General features: G+C 38.6%; 22 protein-coding genes and 1 pseudogene. 12 read left to right on the top strand and 11 right to left on the bottom strand.

What is annotated here, in order from left to right:
- Nucleotides 1–12: 12 nt before the first annotated feature.
- Entirely contained in the window at nucleotides 13–708 is a 696-nt protein-coding gene (locus tag PGP85_RS01440) for a TIGR00266 family protein (protein ID WP_270325624.1), read from the bottom strand.
- A gap of 105 nt (nucleotides 709–813) precedes the next feature.
- On the opposite strand from PGP85_RS01440, the gene PGP85_RS01445 reads away from it, so the two are divergent.
- From PGP85_RS01445 to PGP85_RS01455, 3 genes are all read left to right on the top strand, one after another.
- Nucleotides 814–1,593 carry an ABC transporter ATP-binding protein gene (locus PGP85_RS01445; protein ID WP_270325625.1) on the top strand — a complete coding sequence of 260 codons (780 nt, stop codon included), beginning with the start codon at nucleotides 814–816 and terminating at the stop codon, nucleotides 1,591–1,593.
- Nucleotides 1,594–1,992: 399 nt separating this feature from the next.
- Nucleotides 1,993–3,402, top strand: a complete 1,410-nt coding sequence (locus PGP85_RS01450; RefSeq protein ID WP_270325626.1) for an LPXTG cell wall anchor domain-containing protein — start codon at nucleotides 1,993–1,995, stop codon at nucleotides 3,400–3,402.
- 179 nt (nucleotides 3,403–3,581) lie between these two features.
- A complete protein-coding gene (locus PGP85_RS01455) occupies nucleotides 3,582–5,045 on the top strand; it encodes an LPXTG cell wall anchor domain-containing protein (protein ID WP_270325627.1) in 1,464 nt (487 codons plus the stop codon).
- A 42-nt stretch (nucleotides 5,046–5,087) separates the two neighbouring features.
- Here the strand turns inward: PGP85_RS01455 and PGP85_RS01460 are convergent, their stop codons facing one another.
- Nucleotides 5,088–6,788 carry a M3 family oligoendopeptidase gene (locus tag PGP85_RS01460; RefSeq protein ID WP_270325628.1) on the bottom strand — a complete coding sequence of 567 codons (1,701 nt, stop codon included), beginning with the start codon at nucleotides 6,786–6,788 and terminating at the stop codon, nucleotides 5,088–5,090.
- 91 nt (nucleotides 6,789–6,879) lie between these two features.
- On the bottom strand, nucleotides 6,880–8,016 hold the full coding sequence (gene ald, locus PGP85_RS01465) for an alanine dehydrogenase (RefSeq protein WP_251864993.1): 1,137 nt from the start codon (nucleotides 8,014–8,016) through the stop codon (nucleotides 6,880–6,882).
- 296 nt (nucleotides 8,017–8,312) lie between these two features.
- Between ald and PGP85_RS01470 the strand changes: the two genes are divergently transcribed.
- Nucleotides 8,313–8,705 (top strand): hypothetical protein, encoded by a 393-nt coding sequence (locus tag PGP85_RS01470; RefSeq protein ID WP_270325629.1) that lies wholly within the window; start codon nucleotides 8,313–8,315, stop codon nucleotides 8,703–8,705.
- A gap of 16 nt (nucleotides 8,706–8,721) precedes the next feature.
- On the opposite strand, the gene PGP85_RS01475 is transcribed toward PGP85_RS01470, so the two are convergent.
- From PGP85_RS01475 to PGP85_RS01485, 3 genes are read right to left on the bottom strand one after another with little or no spacing between them, the layout of a single operon-like run.
- Nucleotides 8,722–9,048, bottom strand: a complete 327-nt coding sequence (locus tag PGP85_RS01475) for a hypothetical protein (protein ID WP_270325631.1) — start codon at nucleotides 9,046–9,048, stop codon at nucleotides 8,722–8,724.
- Between the two features lie 5 nt (nucleotides 9,049–9,053).
- A complete protein-coding gene (locus PGP85_RS01480; RefSeq protein ID WP_270325633.1) occupies nucleotides 9,054–10,235 on the bottom strand; it encodes a helix-turn-helix domain-containing protein in 1,182 nt (393 codons plus the stop codon).
- On the bottom strand, nucleotides 10,204–11,736 hold the full coding sequence (locus PGP85_RS01485) for a helix-turn-helix domain containing protein (protein WP_270325635.1): 1,533 nt from the start codon (nucleotides 11,734–11,736) through the stop codon (nucleotides 10,204–10,206). Before PGP85_RS01485 ends, PGP85_RS01480 begins: the two co-directional genes overlap by 32 nt.
- Before the next feature lie 323 nt (nucleotides 11,737–12,059).
- On the opposite strand from PGP85_RS01485, the gene PGP85_RS01490 reads away from it, so the two are divergent.
- Nucleotides 12,060–12,335: an HU family DNA-binding protein gene (locus PGP85_RS01490; RefSeq protein WP_010742045.1), complete on the top strand. Its 276-nt coding sequence runs from the start codon at nucleotides 12,060–12,062 to the stop codon at nucleotides 12,333–12,335.
- A 99-nt stretch (nucleotides 12,336–12,434) separates the two neighbouring features.
- Here PGP85_RS01490 and PGP85_RS01495 read toward each other — a convergent pair whose 3' ends face one another.
- The 4 genes from PGP85_RS01495 to PGP85_RS01510 all read right to left on the bottom strand — a co-directional run bounded on the left by PGP85_RS01495 (nucleotide 12,435) and on the right by PGP85_RS01510 (nucleotide 15,239).
- Nucleotides 12,435–13,577: a tyrosine-type recombinase/integrase gene (locus PGP85_RS01495; RefSeq protein ID WP_028020498.1), complete on the bottom strand. Its 1,143-nt coding sequence runs from the start codon at nucleotides 13,575–13,577 to the stop codon at nucleotides 12,435–12,437.
- A 110-nt stretch (nucleotides 13,578–13,687) separates the two neighbouring features.
- Nucleotides 13,688–14,413: a potassium channel family protein gene (locus PGP85_RS01500; protein WP_028020497.1), complete on the bottom strand. Its 726-nt coding sequence runs from the start codon at nucleotides 14,411–14,413 to the stop codon at nucleotides 13,688–13,690.
- An 89-nt stretch (nucleotides 14,414–14,502) separates the two neighbouring features.
- A complete protein-coding gene (locus tag PGP85_RS01505) occupies nucleotides 14,503–14,907 on the bottom strand; it encodes an ImmA/IrrE family metallo-endopeptidase (RefSeq protein ID WP_010743619.1) in 405 nt (134 codons plus the stop codon).
- A gap of 20 nt (nucleotides 14,908–14,927) precedes the next feature.
- Nucleotides 14,928–15,239, bottom strand: a complete 312-nt coding sequence (locus PGP85_RS01510; protein ID WP_010743618.1) for a helix-turn-helix domain-containing protein — start codon at nucleotides 15,237–15,239, stop codon at nucleotides 14,928–14,930.
- 297 nt (nucleotides 15,240–15,536) lie between these two features.
- On the opposite strand from PGP85_RS01510, the gene PGP85_RS01515 reads away from it, so the two are divergent.
- From PGP85_RS01515 to PGP85_RS01530, 4 genes and pseudogenes are all read left to right on the top strand, one after another.
- Nucleotides 15,537–15,719 carry a helix-turn-helix domain-containing protein gene (locus PGP85_RS01515; protein WP_010743617.1) on the top strand — a complete coding sequence of 61 codons (183 nt, stop codon included), beginning with the start codon at nucleotides 15,537–15,539 and terminating at the stop codon, nucleotides 15,717–15,719.
- 12 nt (nucleotides 15,720–15,731) lie between these two features.
- Nucleotides 15,732–15,932: pseudogene (locus PGP85_RS01520) on the top strand (hypothetical protein); the annotation flags it as partial.
- A gap of 184 nt (nucleotides 15,933–16,116) precedes the next feature.
- On the top strand, nucleotides 16,117–16,488 hold the full coding sequence (locus tag PGP85_RS01525) for a DNA cytosine methyltransferase (RefSeq protein ID WP_270325642.1): 372 nt from the start codon (nucleotides 16,117–16,119) through the stop codon (nucleotides 16,486–16,488).
- 25 nt (nucleotides 16,489–16,513) lie between these two features.
- Entirely contained in the window at nucleotides 16,514–17,053 is a 540-nt protein-coding gene (locus PGP85_RS01530; RefSeq protein ID WP_016180048.1) for a hypothetical protein, read from the top strand.
- 45 nt (nucleotides 17,054–17,098) lie between these two features.
- On the opposite strand, the gene PGP85_RS01535 is transcribed toward PGP85_RS01530, so the two are convergent.
- Nucleotides 17,099–17,617: an HdeD family acid-resistance protein gene (locus PGP85_RS01535; protein ID WP_016178316.1), complete on the bottom strand. Its 519-nt coding sequence runs from the start codon at nucleotides 17,615–17,617 to the stop codon at nucleotides 17,099–17,101.
- A 153-nt stretch (nucleotides 17,618–17,770) separates the two neighbouring features.
- On the opposite strand from PGP85_RS01535, the gene PGP85_RS01540 reads away from it, so the two are divergent.
- From PGP85_RS01540 to PGP85_RS01550, 3 genes are all read left to right on the top strand, one after another.
- On the top strand, nucleotides 17,771–18,280 hold the full coding sequence (locus PGP85_RS01540; protein ID WP_270325644.1) for a hypothetical protein: 510 nt from the start codon (nucleotides 17,771–17,773) through the stop codon (nucleotides 18,278–18,280).
- 8 nt (nucleotides 18,281–18,288) lie between these two features.
- On the top strand, nucleotides 18,289–18,675 hold the full coding sequence (locus PGP85_RS01545) for a hypothetical protein (RefSeq protein WP_161349249.1): 387 nt from the start codon (nucleotides 18,289–18,291) through the stop codon (nucleotides 18,673–18,675).
- Between the two features lie 1,075 nt (nucleotides 18,676–19,750).
- The gene (locus tag PGP85_RS01550; RefSeq protein WP_270325647.1) at nucleotides 19,751–20,230 is read left to right on the top strand and encodes an RNA polymerase sigma factor sigma-70 region 4 domain-containing protein; all 480 of its coding nucleotides are present in this window, start codon (nucleotides 19,751–19,753) and stop codon (nucleotides 20,228–20,230) included.
- Nucleotides 20,231–20,508: the final 278 nt, after the last annotated feature.

Below are 20,508 nucleotides of genomic sequence, written 5' to 3' on the forward strand. Positions count from 1 at the left end.
GTCAGTAAATCTTTAAGAATTAGGGATAAAGGTATTGATATGACTGGCGAAGCTTTCAAGGTTCCGCGTTTGAATGTAGACAGATCCGCGTCCGTGGAATTCATTGACCACGCCTTCGCCGGTCTTGAAGCCGAAGGTACCTGAGGCGACCTTGATGTTGTAATCCAACGAGCTGGTCCAAGCGATCACATGCTGATTATCAATAATCACCGGTGCACTGCCGTCTAATTCGATTTTCTCAACATCGCCAAAAGCAGAAACTAAGATTTGCCCGCTGCCGGTCGTTTCCATGACGAAAAAGCCGCCGGTTCCGCCTAATAGGGCACCAGAAAGTTTTTGTCGTTTCATTTGGTAGTTGACGTTTTCTTCGCTGGCAAGGAAAGCGCCAGTATTCAAACGCCAGTGTTCTGTACCGACATCGAGAGCAAAGATTTTCCCCGGTACCGCTGGAGCGATGGGGATCATGGCATTAGCAGAGTGGGCAGTGGCTGTACTGATGAAGAAGCTTTCGCCGCTAGTCACCGAGCGGCCCAAAGCACTTAATGCACCGCCAAGACCTTTCTTGCCATTGGTATTCATTTGGCCTTCTAATTCTATTTCCCCGATCTCATAAACCATTGCACCTGGTTCGATCCGTAATTGTTCTCCGCGCTGCAGTGTCACCTTTGCGATAGGGGCAAAAGTGCTTTCAGATAATTCGTAATTCATAGTAAAACTCCCTTCAAAGACATTTGCTAAAATTATAACATTTCCCATATCTTTTCTGTGAGATTTTGATAAGATTATTAAAAGGGAAAAGATGGAGGAGAAGGTATGGAAATACTAGCATTTGAGCACGTTCAATTCGTTCGTCAGCAAACGGTTCTATTAGAAGATATTAATTGGCAGATCAAAGCAGGCGAGGATTGGGCCGTCTTAGGGTTGAACGGTGCCGGAAAAAGCTTGATGCTGAACATGATTTCAGGCAATTTATGGCCTTCTAGCGGAAAGCTGACGGTCTTGGGTGAGTTATTTGGTCAAACGTCGATTCCTGATCTAACGAAACGAATCGGCTGGGTGAGTCAGTCCTTACAAGAACGAATTCATCGAGAAGAACAGGCTGAATATATCGTTTTGTCAGGGAAGTTCGCCAGTATCGGTATTTATCAGAAGTTTTCAGTGGAAGAACTGGAAGAGGCTAAACAAGTTTTGCGTTCCTTAGGAGCCAAAAAGCTGATTGGCAAGGTGTATCAAGTATTGTCTCAGGGAGAAAAACAAATCGTTTTGATCGCTCGGGCATTAATGGCCAAACCAGAGCTGTTGATCTTGGACGAGCCGTGTAATGGATTGGATTTATTTGCTCGTGAGGATTTATTGGCACGAATCAAAAAAATGAAACAAGCGGCGGATGCGCCAAGCTTATTGTACGTGACTCATCATACCGAAGAAATTTTACCATTATTGATTCACGTGCTGATGATTCGCGATGGCAAAATTTTTAAACAAGGCCAACGAGAAGAGCTTTTGAAAGTAGGCATACTGAATGAGTTCTATCAACGGCCGATCGAAATTCATGGAATGAGTGATGATCGGATGATGGTGATTCCTAAATAAAAGGACTCTCGCTTTGAGAGTCTTTTTTAACGTTTGAATTATGCAAATAAAAATATCGCAAGGGAAATAAGTGGTAATTATGTCCGTCTAAACGTATTTAGTAGCGGGGGTGAAACATGTTCTTATTTTCGACTTGAAATATCTATTCAAAAAAATAGCGATACATTTCCTGATAGTTGAAATTTTAGATTTAAATCACCGATCTTTATTTTTTCGTTCGATTTTATTTTTATGTTATTTAACAATTAATTTATCGATTTATTTCTTTTATATGTGTTGTTAAAAATCACTATTTAAATGGTAAATAATATGGATATGGGAGTTTCTGGTGTACATGCGGATTTCTATTTCGTATGTTATAATAAGAGACGGTGTTTATCATAAAAAGGAGGATGTTGTATGTTTAGAAAAAGTGTTTATTTGTTTTCTGTAGCGATATTAGGGTTATCGCTAGTGCCCAGCAGCGCATGGGCTGACGAGGCAATCGAATCGGCTGCACCTGCTATAACAACTGAGTTGGTTGAAAGCCCTGTCAATAGTGTGGAACAACCGGTCGCTAAGCCTGAAGAAACAGTGGTGGAAACACCGACCGAACAGCAAGCTTCGATTGGGGAAGAAGCAGCTGAACTTCCAGCTACCGAAAATCAGGAAAGCAATACTGAAGAGATCGAAGTCCCAGCTGAACCAGTCGCAGCACCAGAAGAACCAGCGGCCGCGGAGCCAAAAACAATTGAGCCAGAAAAAAAGGTTGAACCATTTGCCGCACCGCAGCAAAAAGCAGCACGGGCAGCGATACCGTTTTTAAAGGATGACAATGACGGGAAAATCGTCGACCACGAAAAAGCGATTACAGATGAAGAGGCTAAAATTTCTGCCGAATACAATTTCATGCCTAATTTTGATCAGCTAGATGACATTGTGGTGCAATCGAGTGCCGGCTACACAGAGCGAACGAGCTACTTCGTTTTTGATTTGAAAAATGCGGCAAAAAACTCAATTACCGTCATCTATAAAAATGTTGGTACCTACAATGGAAAAGTAATTGATATGAAGGTGACGGTCAAGGATTGGACTGTCTTTACTGGAAGTGTCTACGCACAATTGTCAATTAGCAAAAGAAATGGAATTACCATGAATGGAATCAGCGATGTTCGCTTGAACTATTCGTTTCTTGATAATTTAACCGCTAAAGCGGCAAATGTGTCGGGCTTTTTCAATTTTACTGATATCGACTTGAAGCAAAGTATCGATTTATTTGACCATAACAACGTACAGAATTTTTACGTTACTAAGGGCAACGAACTATACGTCAAAACGCATAACGGTTTTATCAGAGTCGGCGAGATTAATGGAGACAGGACCAATGATCTAAACATGGATCATTGGCTGACCTATACTTACAAAAATATTTCTAACTTTGATGTCCGCTATAATCAAGATTACGATTCTGGTGCCGTCTTTAATTACACGTACCAAGCACCGATCGTCATTGAAGAAACGGCGGTCGTCCCTGAGATAAAAGAGCCAGAAGTCGTTGAAGAAACGCCGATCGAAGAAGAAACTGCAACCGACGAAGTTGTCCCGGTCAAAACTGAGACCGCAACGGTAAGTCTTGCTGCTAAAGCGGAAGCTGCAAAGGTTGAAGTAGCAAAAACAGAAGTGAAAAAGGTCGAGGTTAAAAAAGCAGAACCTTTGAAACAAGCCGTGCTGCCGCAAACAAATGATAAAGTAAGCTCAATTTTTATCACACTTGGCGGTGCCTGCCTATTCCTTTTCACCGCATTATTCTTGAATAAGAAGAAAGTATAGAAATAGCGGCTCCTCGGAAAAAACCGAGGAGCCTTTTTATCTGTCGATCTAGCTAGGCCTTCAAAACAAATAAAATGATTATTATGAAGATTAAATATTATTATCGTAGAAAAAAATCAGCAAATTAGATAATAAATGTTATAATAATTATTGATATTTATCATAAAGGAGGCTGTTTTATGGCTAAAAAAAGCATTTATTTATTTTCGGTGGCACTCTTAGGCGGTTCAATGATTCCAAATGTAGTCTGGGGTGAAGAAGTCACTGAATCAGAAGCGGCGAATATAACGACCGAGTTAGTTGAACGAGCCAATAATGTTTCGGAAAGTCCTGCTGAGGAAGTGGCGGCTTCGCCAATTGGAGAGCAAGAAATTGCCGCTGAGCAGGCAGAACCAACCGCAGTTTCAACGGATTCAATTGAATCAGAAAATTCAGCAGTGCAGATAGAAGAGGTGACCGACTCTGAAGTTACAGAGACGTCGTCTGTCTCACCTGAATCAACCGAAACAACAGCGATAATTGAACCAGATAAAACGACAGAAGCCCCCCCGACTGTACAGGAAAAGCAGCCTGAACCTGCTGCAACGGGGGAATCAAGCGAAACAAGAGCTTCGGCACCAGCCTTGAAAGAAGAAAATGACGGCAAGATCGTGGATCACCAGAAGACGATTACTGATGAAAATACACAGCTTCCTAATGACTATGCCTTCATGCCGAACTTTGCAAATGTGCAGGGTATCGTGATCGGCGGTACGAATAATTATGTGAATGACGGCTACACCTTCACCTTTGATCTGGATACAGAAAAGCCAAACACGATCACCGTCACCTATAAAAATGTCGGCAGCTACCAAGGAAAAGTCATCGACATGAGAATCACTGTCAAAGGCTGGACGGCTCTTGCTGGCAAACAAATCCTGCAGATCAATAAAGACAACGGGATCACAATGAGCGGGATTCGCGACGTGCTGCTGAATTACTCTTTCCTAGATAATTTAACCGCCAATCCAGTCAAGCTGTCGGGCTTTTTCAATTTTACCGATATCGACTTGGAACAAAGCATCGATCTTTTTGATGCGAATAATATCCAGAATTTCTATGTAACAAAGTCCAATCAGCTTTATTATAAAAAGCATGATGGTTACATTAAAATCGGCGAGATCAATAATAATAAAATCAATAATCTGAATATGCACTATTGGCTGACCTACATCTATAAAAATGTTTCCGGATTTGATGTACGTTACAATCAGGAGTATGAAACGAATGCGGTTTTTAACTATTCCTTTAAGCTGCCAGTGACAATCGGCGAAATTCCACCGGGCATCGTTGATCCGACTATTCCAATTGATGTAGAAGTACCCGAGGAGTCGGTAGTAAATGAGCGTTCACAGGATCAATCAGCAAACCCAACTGCCAAAACTGGCTCATGGGTGGCGACGGTTTTGGCAAAAACTGAAGTCAATCAGCTAAGTGAAAAAGCGACCCAATCTGTTGGTTCAACGAAATCAACAGCAGTACCTCAGATAGCACAAGCGGAGTTGCCAAAAACCAACGAGCAGTCCAGTTCATATTTGGCGATTCTCGGCGGAGCATGCATTTCCTTGTTCACGGCCATCTTTTTGAATAAGAAAAAAGGATAAAACAAGAACCTGCTGAAAAATTTCAGCAGGTTCTTTTGACGATTAATTCAGTTCTGTTTCAGGGATCGCAGTTAGATACTGATCGACCGCAGCTAATAGGGCGGTCATTTTCGCGTGGTCAAATGGCGATGATAGATGACCTAATTGAACGGTCTCCAAAAAGGTCTTACTGCCGCCGATGCGACAAATCGCTAGGTAATCTTCCCATGTGGTCGGGTCCTGTTCAACGATACTACGCTGCCAGAACTGCAAAGCACAAACTTGTGCCAAGGTATAGTCGATGTAATAGAAGGGAACTTCAAAAATATGCCCTTGACGATACCAATAGATCCCGCGGGCTAATGCTTCCGAAGATTGATAGTCGCGTTCTGGACAATACCGTTTCTCTAACTCTCGCCAGCAATTCTTCCGGTCAGCCGCCGACCATTCTGGATGCAGATAGATCTCTTCTTGGAAATGATCGACTAAAGCGCCATAAGGCAAGAATTGCAGAGCACTGCTTAAATGAGCGAATTTGTATTTCTCGCTGTCCGTACCGAAAAATTTGCTCATCCACGGCCACGTTAGAAATTCCATACTCATCGAGTGGATTTCAGCGGTGTCAGATGTTGGAAAAACCAATTCGGGTTCGGTGATCCAACGGGACAAATAGCTTTGGAAAGCATGACCGGTTTCATGGGTCAAGACATCGACATCATCGGAGGTTCCATTGAAATTAGCAAAGATGAAGGGCATCTGCACCTCATCGATAAACTCGCAGTAACCACCGCTTTGCTTGCCGGGGCGGCCATCCAGGTCCATCAATTCTTGCTGGATCATTTGGTCAAAAAAGTTTCCCGTTTCGTCCGACAGTTCATGATACATCGCTTGGGCTTTTTGAACTAAGTCGTTTCTATTTCCTTGTGGTCGCGGATTGCCTGTTGGATAGACCAGCGGCAGATCATAATGGAAGAGTGTGTCAATCCCAAGGCGTTCTTGTTGGCGTTTGTATAGTTTTTGATTGATCGGGACGACTTCTTCTACAATAAACTGACGGAAAGCATGAAGCTGTTGGCGGTCATAGCTCCAACGATTCATTAACCGATCGCCGTACTCCACGTAATTCGCGAAGCCTAATTTTTGTGCCTGCTGATGACGCAGTGAGACTAATTGATCAAAGATCTCATCAATTTCTTGTTCATGAGTCACGAAGAAGCTCTCATAAACCGCGTGGGCGGCTTTGCGGGTCTCACGATTGGGCTCTGTAAAGAAGGCCGACAGTTCTGACAACGTGCGTTTTTTGCCTTCAAACTCTAATTCAGCCGAAGCGATCACTTGGATATACTGGCTGACCATTTCGTTTTCCTGCTGCTTTAATTCAATCACCGAATCATCTAAAAGCCGCAATTGATCCTCCGCAAAAAGAAACAGCGTCGCCGGAAAGTCTGCTTCCAGTTGAGTTCGAAAAGGGGAGGACAGCAAGCTTTCATAAAAATGATTGTGGATCTGATTGACCAGCGGTTCATGATGGTCCCAAAAATCATTCTCGTCACGATAAAAGTTGTCACTAGTATCAATGGAGTGACGGATATAGGCTAATTTCATGTTTTTGGCCATGTCACCGCGCAAACGGTTCAGCTCCTGCAAAGCCGTTTTGGCATCCGAATAGCTGTTTGCTTCGGAAAAATGTTTATTTGCTGTATTGAACGTCGTTTCATACTGATTAAGATCAGGACGTTCATAAGTAAAATCAGAAAATATCATATGAGACCTCCATTTATTCATAAGCTAACTAAAGCTAACTAAGTATAACAAAAAAAACCTGCCAGCAGGAGGCTGGCAGGTTTAATCATTCTTACGAATTCATCATTAATTCTTCGTTTAGCAATTCATCCAGCTGCGTATAGTCCATCGCTAAATCTTTTGCGACAGCTTCAATCGTCAACTTGCCGTTGTAAGTGTTCACACCGCGGCGAAGCGCTAAATTATTTTTCAAGATTTCTTCTAACGGGTTGTTAGCCAATAAGTTGGCATACGCCATTGTACTATTACTCAATGCATAAGTCGCTGTTTGCGGCACAGCACCAGGCATATTCGCAACCGCGTAATGAACAACACCTTCTTTGACATAAGTTGGATCGTCATGGGTAGTCACGCGGTCTTCAGTTTCGAAGATCCCGCCTTGGTCGATGGCAACATCGACGATGACAGAATGATCAGGGATATTTGCGACCATTTCTTTGGTAACTAAAGTTGGTGCTTTATGGCCTGGAATTAAAACAGCCCCGATAACTAAATCAGCCGTTTTCAAGCATTCTTGAATATTGAAGCTGTTTGACATCATGGTTTGGATACTATTGCCGAAGATAATGTCTAATTCCTTCAAGCGGGGAACGCTGACATCTAAAATAGTTACGTTCGCTCCTAAACCTAAAGCCAATTTTGCGGCATTCAATCCAACAACACCGCCGCCGATTACGACAACATTGCCGCGACGTACGCCAGGAACACCAGAAAGCAGGATTCCTTTACCGCCGTTGACACGTTCTAGATAGTTGGCGCCGATTTGCGCCGCCATCCGGCCGGCAATTTCACTCATTGGTGCAAGTAATGGCAATGTATTATCTGCCGGTTGTACATTTTCATAGGCAATGGCATTCACACCACTGTTTACTAAAGCTTCTGTTAACGGTCTGTTTGCTGCTAAGTGTAAATAGGTGAATAATAATAATCCTTTACGGAAATACTGATACTCTTCGGGAAGCGGCTCTTTTACTTTCATGACCATTTCAGCAGCCCAAACATCTGCGGCATTGTCGATAATTGTTGCACCTGCTGCAGCATACTCTTCGTCTGAAATTGCGGAACCTTTGCCGGCATCTTTTTCTACTAATACTTGATGACCACGATTGGTTAGATCAAATACTCCAGATGGGGGAAGGGCAACACGGTTTTCATTGTTCTTGATTTCTTTCGGAATTCCAATAATCATTTGACACACTCCTTCTTAACGATTCGTATACGAAGTGGATTCGCTTACAAAATAATTGTACAGGAATATAGAACAATTTCAACTAAGAATTTGCAAAGGATTTAACGCATGTGAATTATTGTGACCAAATGAAATCCTTTACATATTTTAATAGTCGCCCGATTCTGCTTAGCGTGCTCTTATTGATGAGGGCTGCCGAATAAAAAATTATTATTTAGATAATAAGAAATAAAATATTTGCGAAAATGGAGATTACTAGGGATAATAAGAAAAGGATATTAAGGAGCGAAGTCACTATGCCGGAAAAACAACGGATTGATCTATTAAAAGAGCAAGTCAGCTTCCTGGAAGCACGCTTGACTCGTTATGAGGAATTACTTAACGGTCCCATGCTAAAGCGAATCGTATTTGGCGGGGGACGCAGAGCTAAACTTAGCATTGTCGAAATTGTGATCGGCCTGATCGTGTTACTATATACACTTTTTAGAGTGCAGTTAAGCGTTATTTTCGCTGTAATTGTGATCTTATCACTGTTTATCATTCTTTTTTCTGCGATTCAATTGAATGTAATTCGTAAAAAGAATGGAAAAGACAAATATCGGCGGATGATTGCCAGCTTAACAGCAGAGAAGGCCTCGATGGATAAAGAGTTGGCGCGTTTAACAGCAGAAAAAGAAGGACTTGAGTAATTGCTCAAGTCCTTCTTTATTGTATTGCCAGCAGATTGTTTCGTTCGTTTGTATGATCGACCATCAACTGGATTTTGTTCAGAGAATGAATGCTGGGACAGAGCTCGACAGCAATGATCGGTGTTTGGCAATTGGGTACGTTAAAGGTAGACGTACTGATCACTACATCGTGTTCTTCAAAAACTTCTAAGTAGCTCTTATTATGTAATTGAGTGACATTTACTTGATGAATCACGTAATTCCCTCGAATTGAAAAGCGTAAAAGTTCGATTAATAAACTCTCCTGCATTTTTGAGTCGGTTGAAACAATCAACAAATTGACAGGCTTTTCCGATTGCTTCATGCCGTTCAAACAACTTGGACAGTGGCGATGATTTGATAGATATAATTATCGATAAATTCCGTAGAGTTGAATAGATGATAGTCGTCTGTGAAATCAATCACTAGTTTACGCAGCTGATGAACACAATGAGCGTGAAAAACCTCCAATAAACGCAAACAATCCTTTTTCCGATCCTGTACCACACTGATGAATTCCTTTGTTGTTGCATGAAACAGGTGCTGATTGATTAATATAGTCGCTAACTGGTCCTTTTGCAGGTCGCTTAAAGGTTCGTTCAGCATTTTACTCAATTTTTCCGTCAGTTCATAATGTGTTTCATAATGATAAGCCAAGGAATGATTTGCTTCTAAAACCCGATCTCGCTGTTCTTCTCCTAGTAAAAACAAATCTGAGTAGAGCAGCCAGAAACTGTCCTTCATCACGTCTTCGGAATAGAGTATCAGCAATTCATTGCGCAAATAAGGGCCGAAATTGTTGATGGTGTTTTGATCAGGCGGAATTATACTAGTAGAAACCAAGGTACGGGAAGATACTCGATGCCCTCTGGAAACACGAACAAGACTGATAAAGAAGGAAAGCGTCAGGCGATTATATTGGGCCAAAGAGACTGTAAGGTTATTGTTCTTAATCATTGAACGAGTAATCGCGTCGCCGAAATGGAAAAATTCGGAACTAAAGCGCGTATTTTCCCGTTCAATTTTCTTTTCCGAAAAATACAGGAAGTACAAATGACGAATCGCCGTTTCATTCCCGGTTAATCGAAAGGGGCGGCGGTGAATCGTTAACTTCCATTTTGCTAAGGCCTCCTGTAAATCCTTCATCGCCGCTTGGATAGTTGTCAGGCTGCAAAATAGAGCTTTCGAAAGGTCCAATAAAGAAAGGCAATCTTCAAAGAAAATCGCCTCCAAAATTTTGAAAGCCACGGAGTTTCTGATTAAGGTTGAAAAAAGCACATCGATCGTGGCATTGTCTTTAAGTTCCAAACGGTATAAACCATTTTCCCGCACGATTTTATAGTAATCACTTTGGGCATTGATTGCGCGAATGTCATTTAAGAAAGCTGGTGTTGTACATTCTGTTATCTTAGATAATTCATCACTCGAGCGAGGATGTTGAGAATAATAAAGTGTTTCAATTAAGAGCAGTTGACGCTGGCTATCTCGCTTTAGCAGATGGCGTAAGTTCATTATATAGTTCCTTTCGTGACGGAAGAGGTTCATAGTCATTTATAAATTGTTGGATGCGATCGAAATCCTTTGATGTCGGATAAGTATTGATCGCGATCAATGGGCAAGCCGGTACCAAATTGTTCATAGTAACATTTGTGACGACCAAATCGTAATTGCGTGTTAAGTTGACAAGTTGTTCTTGAAAAAGATAAGGACTCTCAAAATACTCATATTGAACCGAACCCTTAATATAAGCCGGAAAAACAGAGTGCCAAAAGCGTTCATGAGATGTAGAGGTATCCGATAGTAAAAGAACTCTGATCGGACGGTCTGCATCGACCAAGCGCTGTAATAAGTCCGGAATTATAGTGATCAGGCTGCTGATATACATCGAAATAAGTAACTCCTGCTTTCGCGGAATTAGAAATTCACTCACAATTTTACTCAATTTTCTTATTTCTCGGCCGTACTTTTTCCCAATTAATTTCAACATTGCTTTGTCTGTCTCTTGAATAATTTCAATCGAACATTCTTTATGATTGTAGCAGAATAGGCGATTGCCCAGCTGCCGCAAGGTATCCAGCCTCTCAGTCTGAGAAAGCGGCGTAACTAACAGACTATTGACCTTGTCTATTAAAAAATGATGGGCTTCATAAAAATGTGCCAACTGTCTATTTTTTTTATGAACGAGGGTCTGCTGCTGGCGAGTCAAAATCAATTGGTGAGAATAGAGCGGCCACAAGCATTCACGTAAGTAGGCCGTATTGAAGGGCAGTTCGCTTTCTCGGCGGATTAGGTAGCCCAAGTGAGTGAGCTGATCTAGTTCAGGAATGATCAATCCGCATTTTGAAGAAATACCTTTCATCTTATGTCCATGTTTTCGACGCTGCAGGCCAATCAAAAAACTATGCATCAGTTGAAAATGCACATTCATGTTATTCGTAATATGATTGTCGGCTAAAATTCGACGAATCAACTGGTCGACAGCGTCAATCAGGTTTTTTGAAAAGCCGTAATTTGAAAATTGTATTCGTGACTCTTTAAAGAAGAGATAGTAAAATTGACGAATTGAAGCTTCATCCCCGACCATTTGCAGCGGGCGATGGTTAACGCCAATGTCCCATTTAAGCAATTCGCTTTTAATCGCAATCAGATAGCGCTGCATGTTGGAAAAGCTGCAATTCAAATCTTTCGCAGCAAACTGAATCTTTTCATTCTTTTCAAAAAAGAGACTTTCAATAATATCATATTCCAGACTGCTGCGTAAAACGTAGGCGTAGATCGTATCGATCGTCGCGTGAAAATCAAACTCAATGGAGTAAAGACCTTTATTTTTAATAATTCTGATAGGTAGATTCTCTTCATTTAGAAAACGGATGTCATTAAGCAATATAGGTCGTGAGCAATCCAATATCTCCATTAATTCTTCAGAAGTCACAAAATCTTTTTCATAGTAAAGTTTTTCAACGATGATTATCCGTCTCAATGATTCTTGTCTCATTAACCCTCTTAAACTCATAAATAAAACTCCCTGAATATTTTTTTATTTAATATAATGTCAAAAGAGTGGTTAAACAAGCCTAAAAGGCCTAATTATCCGTTATATTTGTTATTTAACTAACTATCAATAAGAATTATTATAATTTAGGATACCAATTTAATAAGGGCAAATACAAAATATTTTAAAAAACTTTGAATAAATTTTTTATTTTTTAATATATAATTAAAAAAAAAGAAAAAACCGAAAAAGAGAGAAAAAGAGCGTTAACTGTTGCCTTTCTCCGCAAGAACGAATAGAATTATCTTTGGAATACATTAAAAAGATAGTGGAGGCTATACATTATGATCAATAAACAAAGTTTAGTTGAACAAGTAGCAGAAAAAACTGGATTAACAAAGAAAGACGCAACATCAGCTGTAGATGCTTTATTTGACGGCATTCAATCATCATTAAAAGATGGCGAAAAAGTCCAAGTCATCGGTTTTGGTAACTTTGAAGTACGTGAACGTGCTGCTCGTAAAGGCCGTAACCCTCAAACAGGTGAAGAAATCACCATCGCAGCAAGCAAATCACCAGCATTTAAAGCCGGTAAACAATTAAAAGACGCTGTAAAATAGTATCGACATTAAACCTGTTGGGGCTGTAAGGCTCTAGCAGGTTTTTGTTTTGATGCAAGGTTAAAAGGGGCAGAAAAGGGGCAAAAATAAAAAGAATGGCTATAAACCATTCTCTTCTAATTGACTGATTAAATCAGTTTTCATTTTATCAGTAATGTGAGTATAGATTTTATTTGTAACGTCGGCATCCTCATGGCCTACTCGATCCATAATAGCCTTCAAAGGAGTATTTTGTTCGGCTAGTAATGACACGTGGGTATGTCTTAGTATGTGAGAGGTTAAACGCTTGTTAATTCCACTTTTTTTACCTGCAGCAGCAAAAGAACGATTGAATGAACTATTTTGCATAGGCGTACCTGTTCGGGTCACAAAAACGAATCCATCATTATTAAAATCAGATTCGGATAACAGGTCTAGTTTATTTTCCTCAAAAGTACGTTTTACTAGCTCAACCGTCCGTTGGGTCAATTGAACATCTCTATTTGATTTCTGGGTCTTAGTTGGTCCTATCGCTTTTTGTTTGTAACCTTTGCTGTAGTCGATTGTACCTCTAATGTGAACGATATTATTATCCAAGTCAAAATTTCCTTCTCTTAATGCGACTGCTTCGCCAAAGCGAACTCCTGTTAAATACATAAATTCAGCTAATCGACCGACACGAAAGGTTGACCGACTTTTATAAAGTTGATCTAGGATCAATTTTACTTCATTTTTTTCAAGGTACTTATCCTCAATACGTTCTATATCTTCTAGGGTTTTCGCTTTAGGGATAATCTCTACGTTTTCAACAGGGTTTTTATAAGCGTAGCCGAGTTTAATCGCATATTTAAATACTAAGTTAAGATTCGACTTGATATGGGCGATATAAGTCTGAGAATAGTCGAGAGAGGCAAAGAAGTTTTGCAACAATCTTGTATCAATATTTGAAATCAGAATGTCTTCGTTTATATTCTTGAAAATAATTTTTCGAATGGCTACATACGTGTTCTTTGAGTTAGGTCTCAAAGATTTAAAATAATTATTTTCCCATTCAGTATAAACTTGCTGGAAGGGGACTTTCTCGATTTTCTTTTTAGCCAGTTCATTTTCTATTTTATCATTCAGGATACTTAGCGCTTTATTCCATGCTTGTTTTGATTGGCTATTTAGTACCACTGATTTTTTCCGAGTCTTTTCAGTATACGGGTCTTTGTAGCGTTCAATAAACTTGAAACGCCCATCTTTCAATGGTTCTACCCACATTGTCATTTCCTCCTATCATTTGGTATAATAGGCACAACAAAAGAAGCCTATGCCTATAGGCGCTTTATTTTTGCACGATCATACTCTTGCCGGGGCGGGATCGTGTTTTTTTAATCCTTCTTTATTTCATCTTCTAACGACTCTATTTTTTTCATCAATAAATCCATTTTTTTGTGTAAACTTTCGATTTCATCGTCTTTAGTATCCTTGCCTGCATTGAAATATTCAGTGATTGTGGAAGTGAGCATACCTATAAAACCAATCCCTAGAAACATTAATAGAATAGCAGCTATACGTCCTAATGGTGTATTTGGAGATATATCGCCATACCCAACAGTTGTAGTTGTAACTACGGCCCACCAAATTGAGTCGACAAAAGCGACACTTTCTGCTATAGAATACATAGTGGCTGAAATCAGTATCAGAACCACACTGACATACAAAGCATTTCTAAAATTATTAGTTTTAAGAAAACCATCTATCCTATTAGTCAATTTTCCGGTAATCCCAACTAGTCTACTAAGTTTAAATAGTCTTGTTACCCTTGCTATCCGAAAAACTCGTGCAAGCCTGAAGAATGAAAAAATAGAGTTGAAGGGAATAATTGCAATAAGATCAAACATGTTTTTCAAGAAAAACTGTTTTTTATTTTCAGCCTTAATTAGTCTCGAAAAATAATCATAAGCAAATACTATTAATATAGCGGAGTCTATTGTTTTAAATGGATTTTTCGAAATGCTGATGATGTTAGAAAAATCCAGTACTACTAAGACAATCGAAAAAACAGCTAACACAATGATAGTAAAATCATAGATATTCTTTTTTGTAAATCTCAAATAGATCACCCTATTCTGATATAATATCAATATTTCATCAATCTTAGTAATAGGGTTGAGTTGAAGTCCGTGTGCCAGCACGGGCTTTTTTATCCTAAATTTCTCATTGATTCACGTACATATCTTTCTAAACTCCAAGGAATTTTATAATACTCCATGAATTTAACAGCATTTAGTTGTTCTTTATCAAAATCGTATTCGTTAGACCAAATAAATAATAGTATCTCTATAGCAATTCGATTGGCTTCAAATTCTAACTTTCGCCGACTATATCCAGTAGCATTATAATATGCAGATAATTCTTCATGTTTTTTGATACAGTGAGCTAGTTCGTGAGATACTTCAAAGTCAGAATTTTCATTAAGGAGCTCATTGTTTAAAAAAATCGTTTTCTCCTCAGCAAAATAAAAACCACTTCTTTTCATATCTACAAAGCACAGTTCTAAACCCAAATTCTCTACGAGGTTCAATAAGTGATTATTAATTTCATGCATAAATTATTAATCACTTCACTTTATTTGTTTTCCGCAGCCCGCTTTGCAGCTAATACAGATTTTAAAAACTCTACTTCTTCATCCGAAACAGGTTCGCCATCGAATGCAAATACACCATGCTTTTCTGCTAAAGAAGTCTTTTCTTCGCGTCCTAACAAATAGTCGACGGAGACTCCAAAATAGTCAGCTAGACGGGGCAATTCATCAGCGTTAGGAGTGTTTGTTTTCCATTTGGCTAAATATCCATTTGAATAGCCGAATCTCATTTCTAACTGCCTTATAGAAATCTTCTTTTTCTTGGCAAGCTCTTTTATGATTTCATAAGTATTCATTGATTTTGCAACCTTTCTGAATGCTCACAAAAAAAGTTTAGAAAAATACGCAGAATAAACTTGAAAAATTCTGAATGATAGTCTATACTTATTTTTGTAAACAAGTTCGTTAATAAAAAAGACAACAAAAAATAAAACTGATTAAAGTAAGCTGACCGGCAAGAAAGCTATAAATCAATATTTTATGTCTTATTTAACTATGCCTCTAGTATAGAGTAATACTCAGCGCAAGTCAATATAGTTTAAAAAATAGTTTTCGAACTTGTTTACATTTCAACATAGAAAGGAGCAGCGTAGATGGCTAATGCACAGGAGACAAGACAAAAAATATTGGATCATTTCAAAGCGAATGGTTGGAGCATACCAGATGTTGCTAGCGCTTTGAATATTACTGAGCAGTACCTACGAAAAATATTGAACAATCCAGAAGACCATTGGAAGCAGATCACGGATATCATATCACGATACAAAATCAGATAGGAGGTTGAAATCATGAAGAAGCCGACGTTAGCAGAGTTAATCGAATCCGCAGAAAAGAATATGAAACCAGACGACTGGTATCGTCAGGGCTTAATCCTAAAAATGTTTCACGGGATGTCGAAGACAACTCTCGTTGAGTACTGCAAAGAGATGGAAGCCATCGACGAATTCAAAGAAGGAATTCTCAGGCCAGGACATTCAACAACTTTCATGAAAAGTATCAACGCTATTTAGACAAACGCCCAGGTTTAGAGGCTGCTGTCGTAAAGATGTTGCTTGAAAAGAAGTTAAGCAAAGAAATTCGAGACGAATTAAAAATGGATTTTAAAGTGATCGCATTTTGTCGGAGAAAATACAATTTGAATCCGAAAATACGTACGAAAAGAGTTAGGAGAACATGCGAGATATACGAGAGTTCCTTGTAGAGAATGATGAAGTGAGTTGTGTTTACGATGTCACACAACCTAGTGTCTTATCAGTGATAGGGAAGACTGGAATAAAACGAGCAACGGTGATCAAAGATTTTGCATACACTATTACTACGCGACAAGATCGAACACCAGCACAAATAATTGATTGCGGGGCTGGGCGCTTCCGTTATCTAACTGAATTAGAGTGCTGGAGGCTTCAAGGTTATTCAGACGCTGACTATTTTGCGGCAGCATCAACAGTCGAAAGAAATGGGCGTTTTAGAATGCCAATGTACAAACAAGCTGGTAATAGCATACCGGTAAATATTTTTGAAAGTATTTTTGAAATACTACTTTAACGGAGGATATCAAGGAGGTAGGATTTTGAAAAAATATCCTAGATTAGACAAATACTACGATGAATTAATCAAAATGGAAGATGAAGAACCAGAACGATTCTATGATCAGCGTTCGTATTCTTTGATGTGCACGTTGGAATGTATTTCTAACTACGAGTTTATTAAGGACTTTTGTTTAAAGAATAATTTCAAAAGCGTGTTTGATATTGGTTGCTGTTTCGGTTATCAATCAGAGGTTTTTTATGAATCGGGTATTCAATATCGAGGATTGGACGACACCATATCTAAATACCTTTGGAATAGCGAACTATATGAGTATCAAGTAGGACGTTTTCCTTGTGACGTTAAATCGAGAAAAGGCGAGTTAGGCATTTCCGTTTTATGTTTAGGTTGGAATTGCTATTTGTATGAAGGTGCAAAAACTTTGGATGAACAATTTGAATCCTTGGTTAATCAATTTGAGTATTCGTTGATTTATATGCAGCAGAATTTGGTCCCTTTGATCTCAAGACATTTCTCAAAAGTCGAACACTTGGAAGACAATTTTTATTTTTTTAAAAGGTAAGCTAACCACACCTATCATATAAAAATAGAGGCAGAAGCCTCTATTTTAAAACGCATATGCGATAAGAGAAATTCCAATCATCATTAAATAAAAACCAACTAAGAATGCTAATGTAAATGCTGAAACAATTGGATTAAATAAGAGCATAATTCCTACAATTATCCCAATAATATTTACTATCAGAATAAACCAATAGTAACTTGATCCATTGACCTTGTAAATATCTGCTCCTACAAGCCCCATAATTGAATCTACAATAAACCAAATAGCAAAAATATAAGGTAGGGCTAGTAAACCTGCATTAGTATTGAAGAGTAAAAATACACCAATTAGCAGGTCAAATATACCGAGAATCATTAGTAGGGTTGATTTTTGATTAGTGAATTCATGAAGTTTACGTCTAAAAAACAGTTCAAAAATTCCCTTTAAAACTGCAGCAATGGCAAAAACGTAGACAACTGCTTTTAAACTACTATCTGGATTATTAAATGATACTAAAGAAGCTATAACAAAAAGTAATCCAATTAAAAAATATTCCCAACTAAATCCAATTTTTCTTACCATGCTTATCACCTCCTTATGATAAATAATAGTATAACCTTATGAATAAAATAATGAAAATAAAACGTAAATAATACGCTAATTCAGCCTATCAAGTAAGAATCTATGTGATCATTAATCAACTTTTTGATCACATAGAAATTTAGGAGGTATGAAATGAATAAGCAAGAAGTGATAAAGAAAATTAATCTCGAAATGTTTGCTCATCCGACTTGGAAACCAGAAGATGCTGATGCTCCAAAGCCTGATTTCAAAGATGGATACAACGCAGCCTCTAAAGCAAATATCAAAATAATTAATCAACTAGACGAACCGACAAAAGTGATTGCTCATTTGGCCGAAAAATGGCACGAAGACATTGGTCCTGTTCTCTGGTGGGATTTCCCAGTCGAAGAACCACCATATTGTGGCACACCACTAGATGACGATTTTCCAAAGTATAAGAGACATTTTACTGAACTTCATATTCCAGACGAGGTCGAGGAAGAGCCGAAGTGGGTGGTTAAGATAGAAGACAATGGGTCAGCGTACTTTGTTGACTTTTTCGATGAATTACAGCCTCATCTCGTCTACGGTTTAAGCGGCGAAGTAATGAGATTTGATAGCGAAGATAAAGCGAATGCGATTTTTACATTGATTGAATGTGGCACAGTTGAGAAAGTGTAGGTGTGAGAATGAGTGAAGTAGTGATTGATCCACAGGAGTATTACGTGTGGCTTGCATGTGAAAACGGATGGAATCGAGCAGTTGGCTTCAAAGCAAAAATAGCTGGTATAGATTGTTCCGTCGTCATGGTGCCGATTGATCCTATCGAGATAGTTTTTAGTGATCTCAACTCGGGATCAAGGATATTATCATTACCAATTTCGATACTTGATATGATCATGTGTGATACAAAAGAAAAAATGCTCGTATTGATGAAGGAGAATGCAGGTTTAGCAGCGAAAAAGATTGAGTATAGCGGAATAGACTTAGTACGTGAAGAATCAAGAAAAGCCAAAGGTTCGTTTGAAAAGAAGTCTGGTCCAATGCCGGACTTTGAGAAAACTTCTGTTTGCTAAGATTCGGTAACTGAAGCCATAGTAAAAAAGACTGCCGCGGTATGAAACGGCAGTCAATGAACTATGGGTAGCTGATTAGAATAGTTCAAAGGTATTTTACACCTAAAACAAAAATAAAAAAAGACAGCCGACCACTGGCTGCCTTGGAAAAGAACTCCCGTCTAGTTTCCGCTAGACAAAATAATTTTACCACAAAAACAGACCGCTGGGGATTGGTCAGCGGCCATGAGCTGATTGAAATATGCTTTTAACCCGATTAAAAAGGAGGGGCCAGCTCATCACTATTGTACACCTAGTAGCGTAAGAAAAAAAGACCGCTAGGCAGTCAGTTAGCGGTCAATGAGCCGATTGCGAAAGTTGTTTGTAGTCAACAAAAGAAAATATCAGCTCTTCATAATTGTATCATAAAAAGGACCGCTTTTTCATATGGCAGTCCCTAAGCTAGTGTAGTATTCTTGGATTATTTATGGATTTTTCTAGCTCAAATATATTGTACACCTATGTGAATCAAAGTGAAATAACAAAAAAATAAATTAAGAAGCCTAGGTTTTATGAATTTGAAAGGTATAATGCCTGGTTTTCGTTAGACAAAATAGACCACTAAAAAAGCGGTCTACGAGCTAGATGAAATAGGTTTTGACGTTAACGAAAATTAGAAAGGAAAGAACTAGCTCATTTAGATGATACCATAGAAAAAGACCACTGAATAGTTATATCAGTGGTCCCTGAGTTAGGTAGTTGTGCTTATAATAAGTGGGTTGTTTTTTTATTTAACCTAACTCGTTGGGCTAGTGCAGTATCAAAATTGTCGGTCTCAAACTTCAAGAAAATTACTAGCCCAATTCTTATTTTACACAGAGATAAGTAAGAAAAAAAGGCCGCTGAGTAAAAAAACAGCGGCTTGTGAACTAGAAAAATTCGGGTAATATGGAAAAATTAGAAACCAGCTCACACTAAAAGTTTATCAAATTCATTTTTCCGTTTCAAGATCGTACAAAAAAACGCTGGGAAAGTTCCCAACGCCTCTTTATGAATAAAAACTGACAAGATAATTATACCATAAGGAGTGGCGATTGTGAGATTTCAATGGTTAAAGGATTATCAAGATTTGGAAGAACAGTTACTCTACTTAAAGTGGAATCTGAATAAAAGTAAACTTGAATTGATTCGGTGGACAACTGGTGATTTATCGAAAGTACGTATAGAAAAAAACTCTCGATCGTCATTGCTCGAAGAGAATATTACTCAAATTGAAAATGAGATTGAATTGTTAGAAGAACAACAAAAGGAAATGTTGGTCATTATTCAATCTTTCAAAGGAGTCGAAAATGAAATTGTTCGTATGAAGTACATTGAGGGATTAACTTTGGAAGAAATAGTGGAAGAAACCGGATATAGCAATTCTTACATAAGAAAAAAGCATGCGGAAATCAGAAGTAAGCTTCAATTTATTGATGATTACGAGGCTCGCCATTTAGATAGAAAAGCAAAAAAAGAAGAGCTTGAATACTACGATGAAAAAAGGAGAAAAACTCAGCAACTTTCCCTTTTTTGAAAATTTCAACATTCACTAAATGTGCACTCATTTTGTGTATGGAAGTATTGAAATAGGCATGATATTTTATTAGCATAGAAAATTTTGAAAGGAGGAAGCTCCTCTTCGTTTCAATTTTTTCGATCGTTTGCAAGACGATAAATACCAGACGGCACAAAAAATAAATAATGAATGGAGTTGAAAAGTTTCATTTCCGTTGAAAGTTCGCTGTGCTGTCTATTGTTATCAAATAATTTTTATTAAAATTTATAGATTTCGAATATGTTCTTTTGTATAAT

The sequence above is a fragment of the Enterococcus malodoratus genome, assembly GCF_027659535.1.
GTDB classification, from domain to species: domain Bacteria; phylum Bacillota; class Bacilli; order Lactobacillales; family Enterococcaceae; genus Enterococcus_A; species Enterococcus_A malodoratus.

Bases quoted from the DNA above. Each gene is read 5' to 3' on its own strand.
- PGP85_RS01480 (WP_270325633.1), bottom strand. From the start codon at position 10,235: ATGAACTTACGCCATCTGCTAAAGCGAGATAGCCAGCGTCAACTGCTC.
- PGP85_RS01485 (WP_270325635.1), bottom strand. From the start codon at position 11,736: ATGAGTTTAAGAGGGTTAATGAGACAAGAATCATTGAGACGGATAATC.
- PGP85_RS01505 (WP_010743619.1), bottom strand. From the start codon at position 14,907: ATGCATGAAATTAATAATCACTTATTGAACCTCGTAGAGAATTTGGGT.
- PGP85_RS01460 (WP_270325628.1), bottom strand. From the start codon at position 6,788: ATGATATTTTCTGATTTTACTTATGAACGTCCTGATCTTAATCAGTAT.
- PGP85_RS01440 (WP_270325624.1), bottom strand. From the start codon at position 708: ATGAATTACGAATTATCTGAAAGCACTTTTGCCCCTATCGCAAAGGTG.
- PGP85_RS01525 (WP_270325642.1), top strand. From the start codon at position 16,117: ATGCGAGATATACGAGAGTTCCTTGTAGAGAATGATGAAGTGAGTTGT.
- PGP85_RS01495 (WP_028020498.1), bottom strand. From the start codon at position 13,577: ATGTGGGTAGAACCATTGAAAGATGGGCGTTTCAAGTTTATTGAACGC.
- PGP85_RS01475 (WP_270325631.1), bottom strand. From the start codon at position 9,048: ATGAAGCAATCGGAAAAGCCTGTCAATTTGTTGATTGTTTCAACCGAC.
- PGP85_RS01535 (WP_016178316.1), bottom strand. From the start codon at position 17,617: ATGGTAAGAAAAATTGGATTTAGTTGGGAATATTTTTTAATTGGATTA.
- PGP85_RS01450 (WP_270325626.1), top strand. From the start codon at position 1,993: ATGTTTAGAAAAAGTGTTTATTTGTTTTCTGTAGCGATATTAGGGTTA.
- PGP85_RS01545 (WP_161349249.1), top strand. From the start codon at position 18,289: ATGAGTGAAGTAGTGATTGATCCACAGGAGTATTACGTGTGGCTTGCA.
- PGP85_RS01515 (WP_010743617.1), top strand. From the start codon at position 15,537: ATGGCTAATGCACAGGAGACAAGACAAAAAATATTGGATCATTTCAAA.
- PGP85_RS01490 (WP_010742045.1), top strand. From the start codon at position 12,060: ATGATCAATAAACAAAGTTTAGTTGAACAAGTAGCAGAAAAAACTGGA.
- PGP85_RS01455 (WP_270325627.1), top strand. From the start codon at position 3,582: ATGGCTAAAAAAAGCATTTATTTATTTTCGGTGGCACTCTTAGGCGGT.
- PGP85_RS01540 (WP_270325644.1), top strand. From the start codon at position 17,771: ATGAATAAGCAAGAAGTGATAAAGAAAATTAATCTCGAAATGTTTGCT.
- PGP85_RS01510 (WP_010743618.1), bottom strand. From the start codon at position 15,239: ATGAATACTTATGAAATCATAAAAGAGCTTGCCAAGAAAAAGAAGATT.
- PGP85_RS01445 (WP_270325625.1), top strand. From the start codon at position 814: ATGGAAATACTAGCATTTGAGCACGTTCAATTCGTTCGTCAGCAAACG.
- PGP85_RS01470 (WP_270325629.1), top strand. From the start codon at position 8,313: ATGCCGGAAAAACAACGGATTGATCTATTAAAAGAGCAAGTCAGCTTC.
- ald (WP_251864993.1), bottom strand. From the start codon at position 8,016: ATGATTATTGGAATTCCGAAAGAAATCAAGAACAATGAAAACCGTGTT.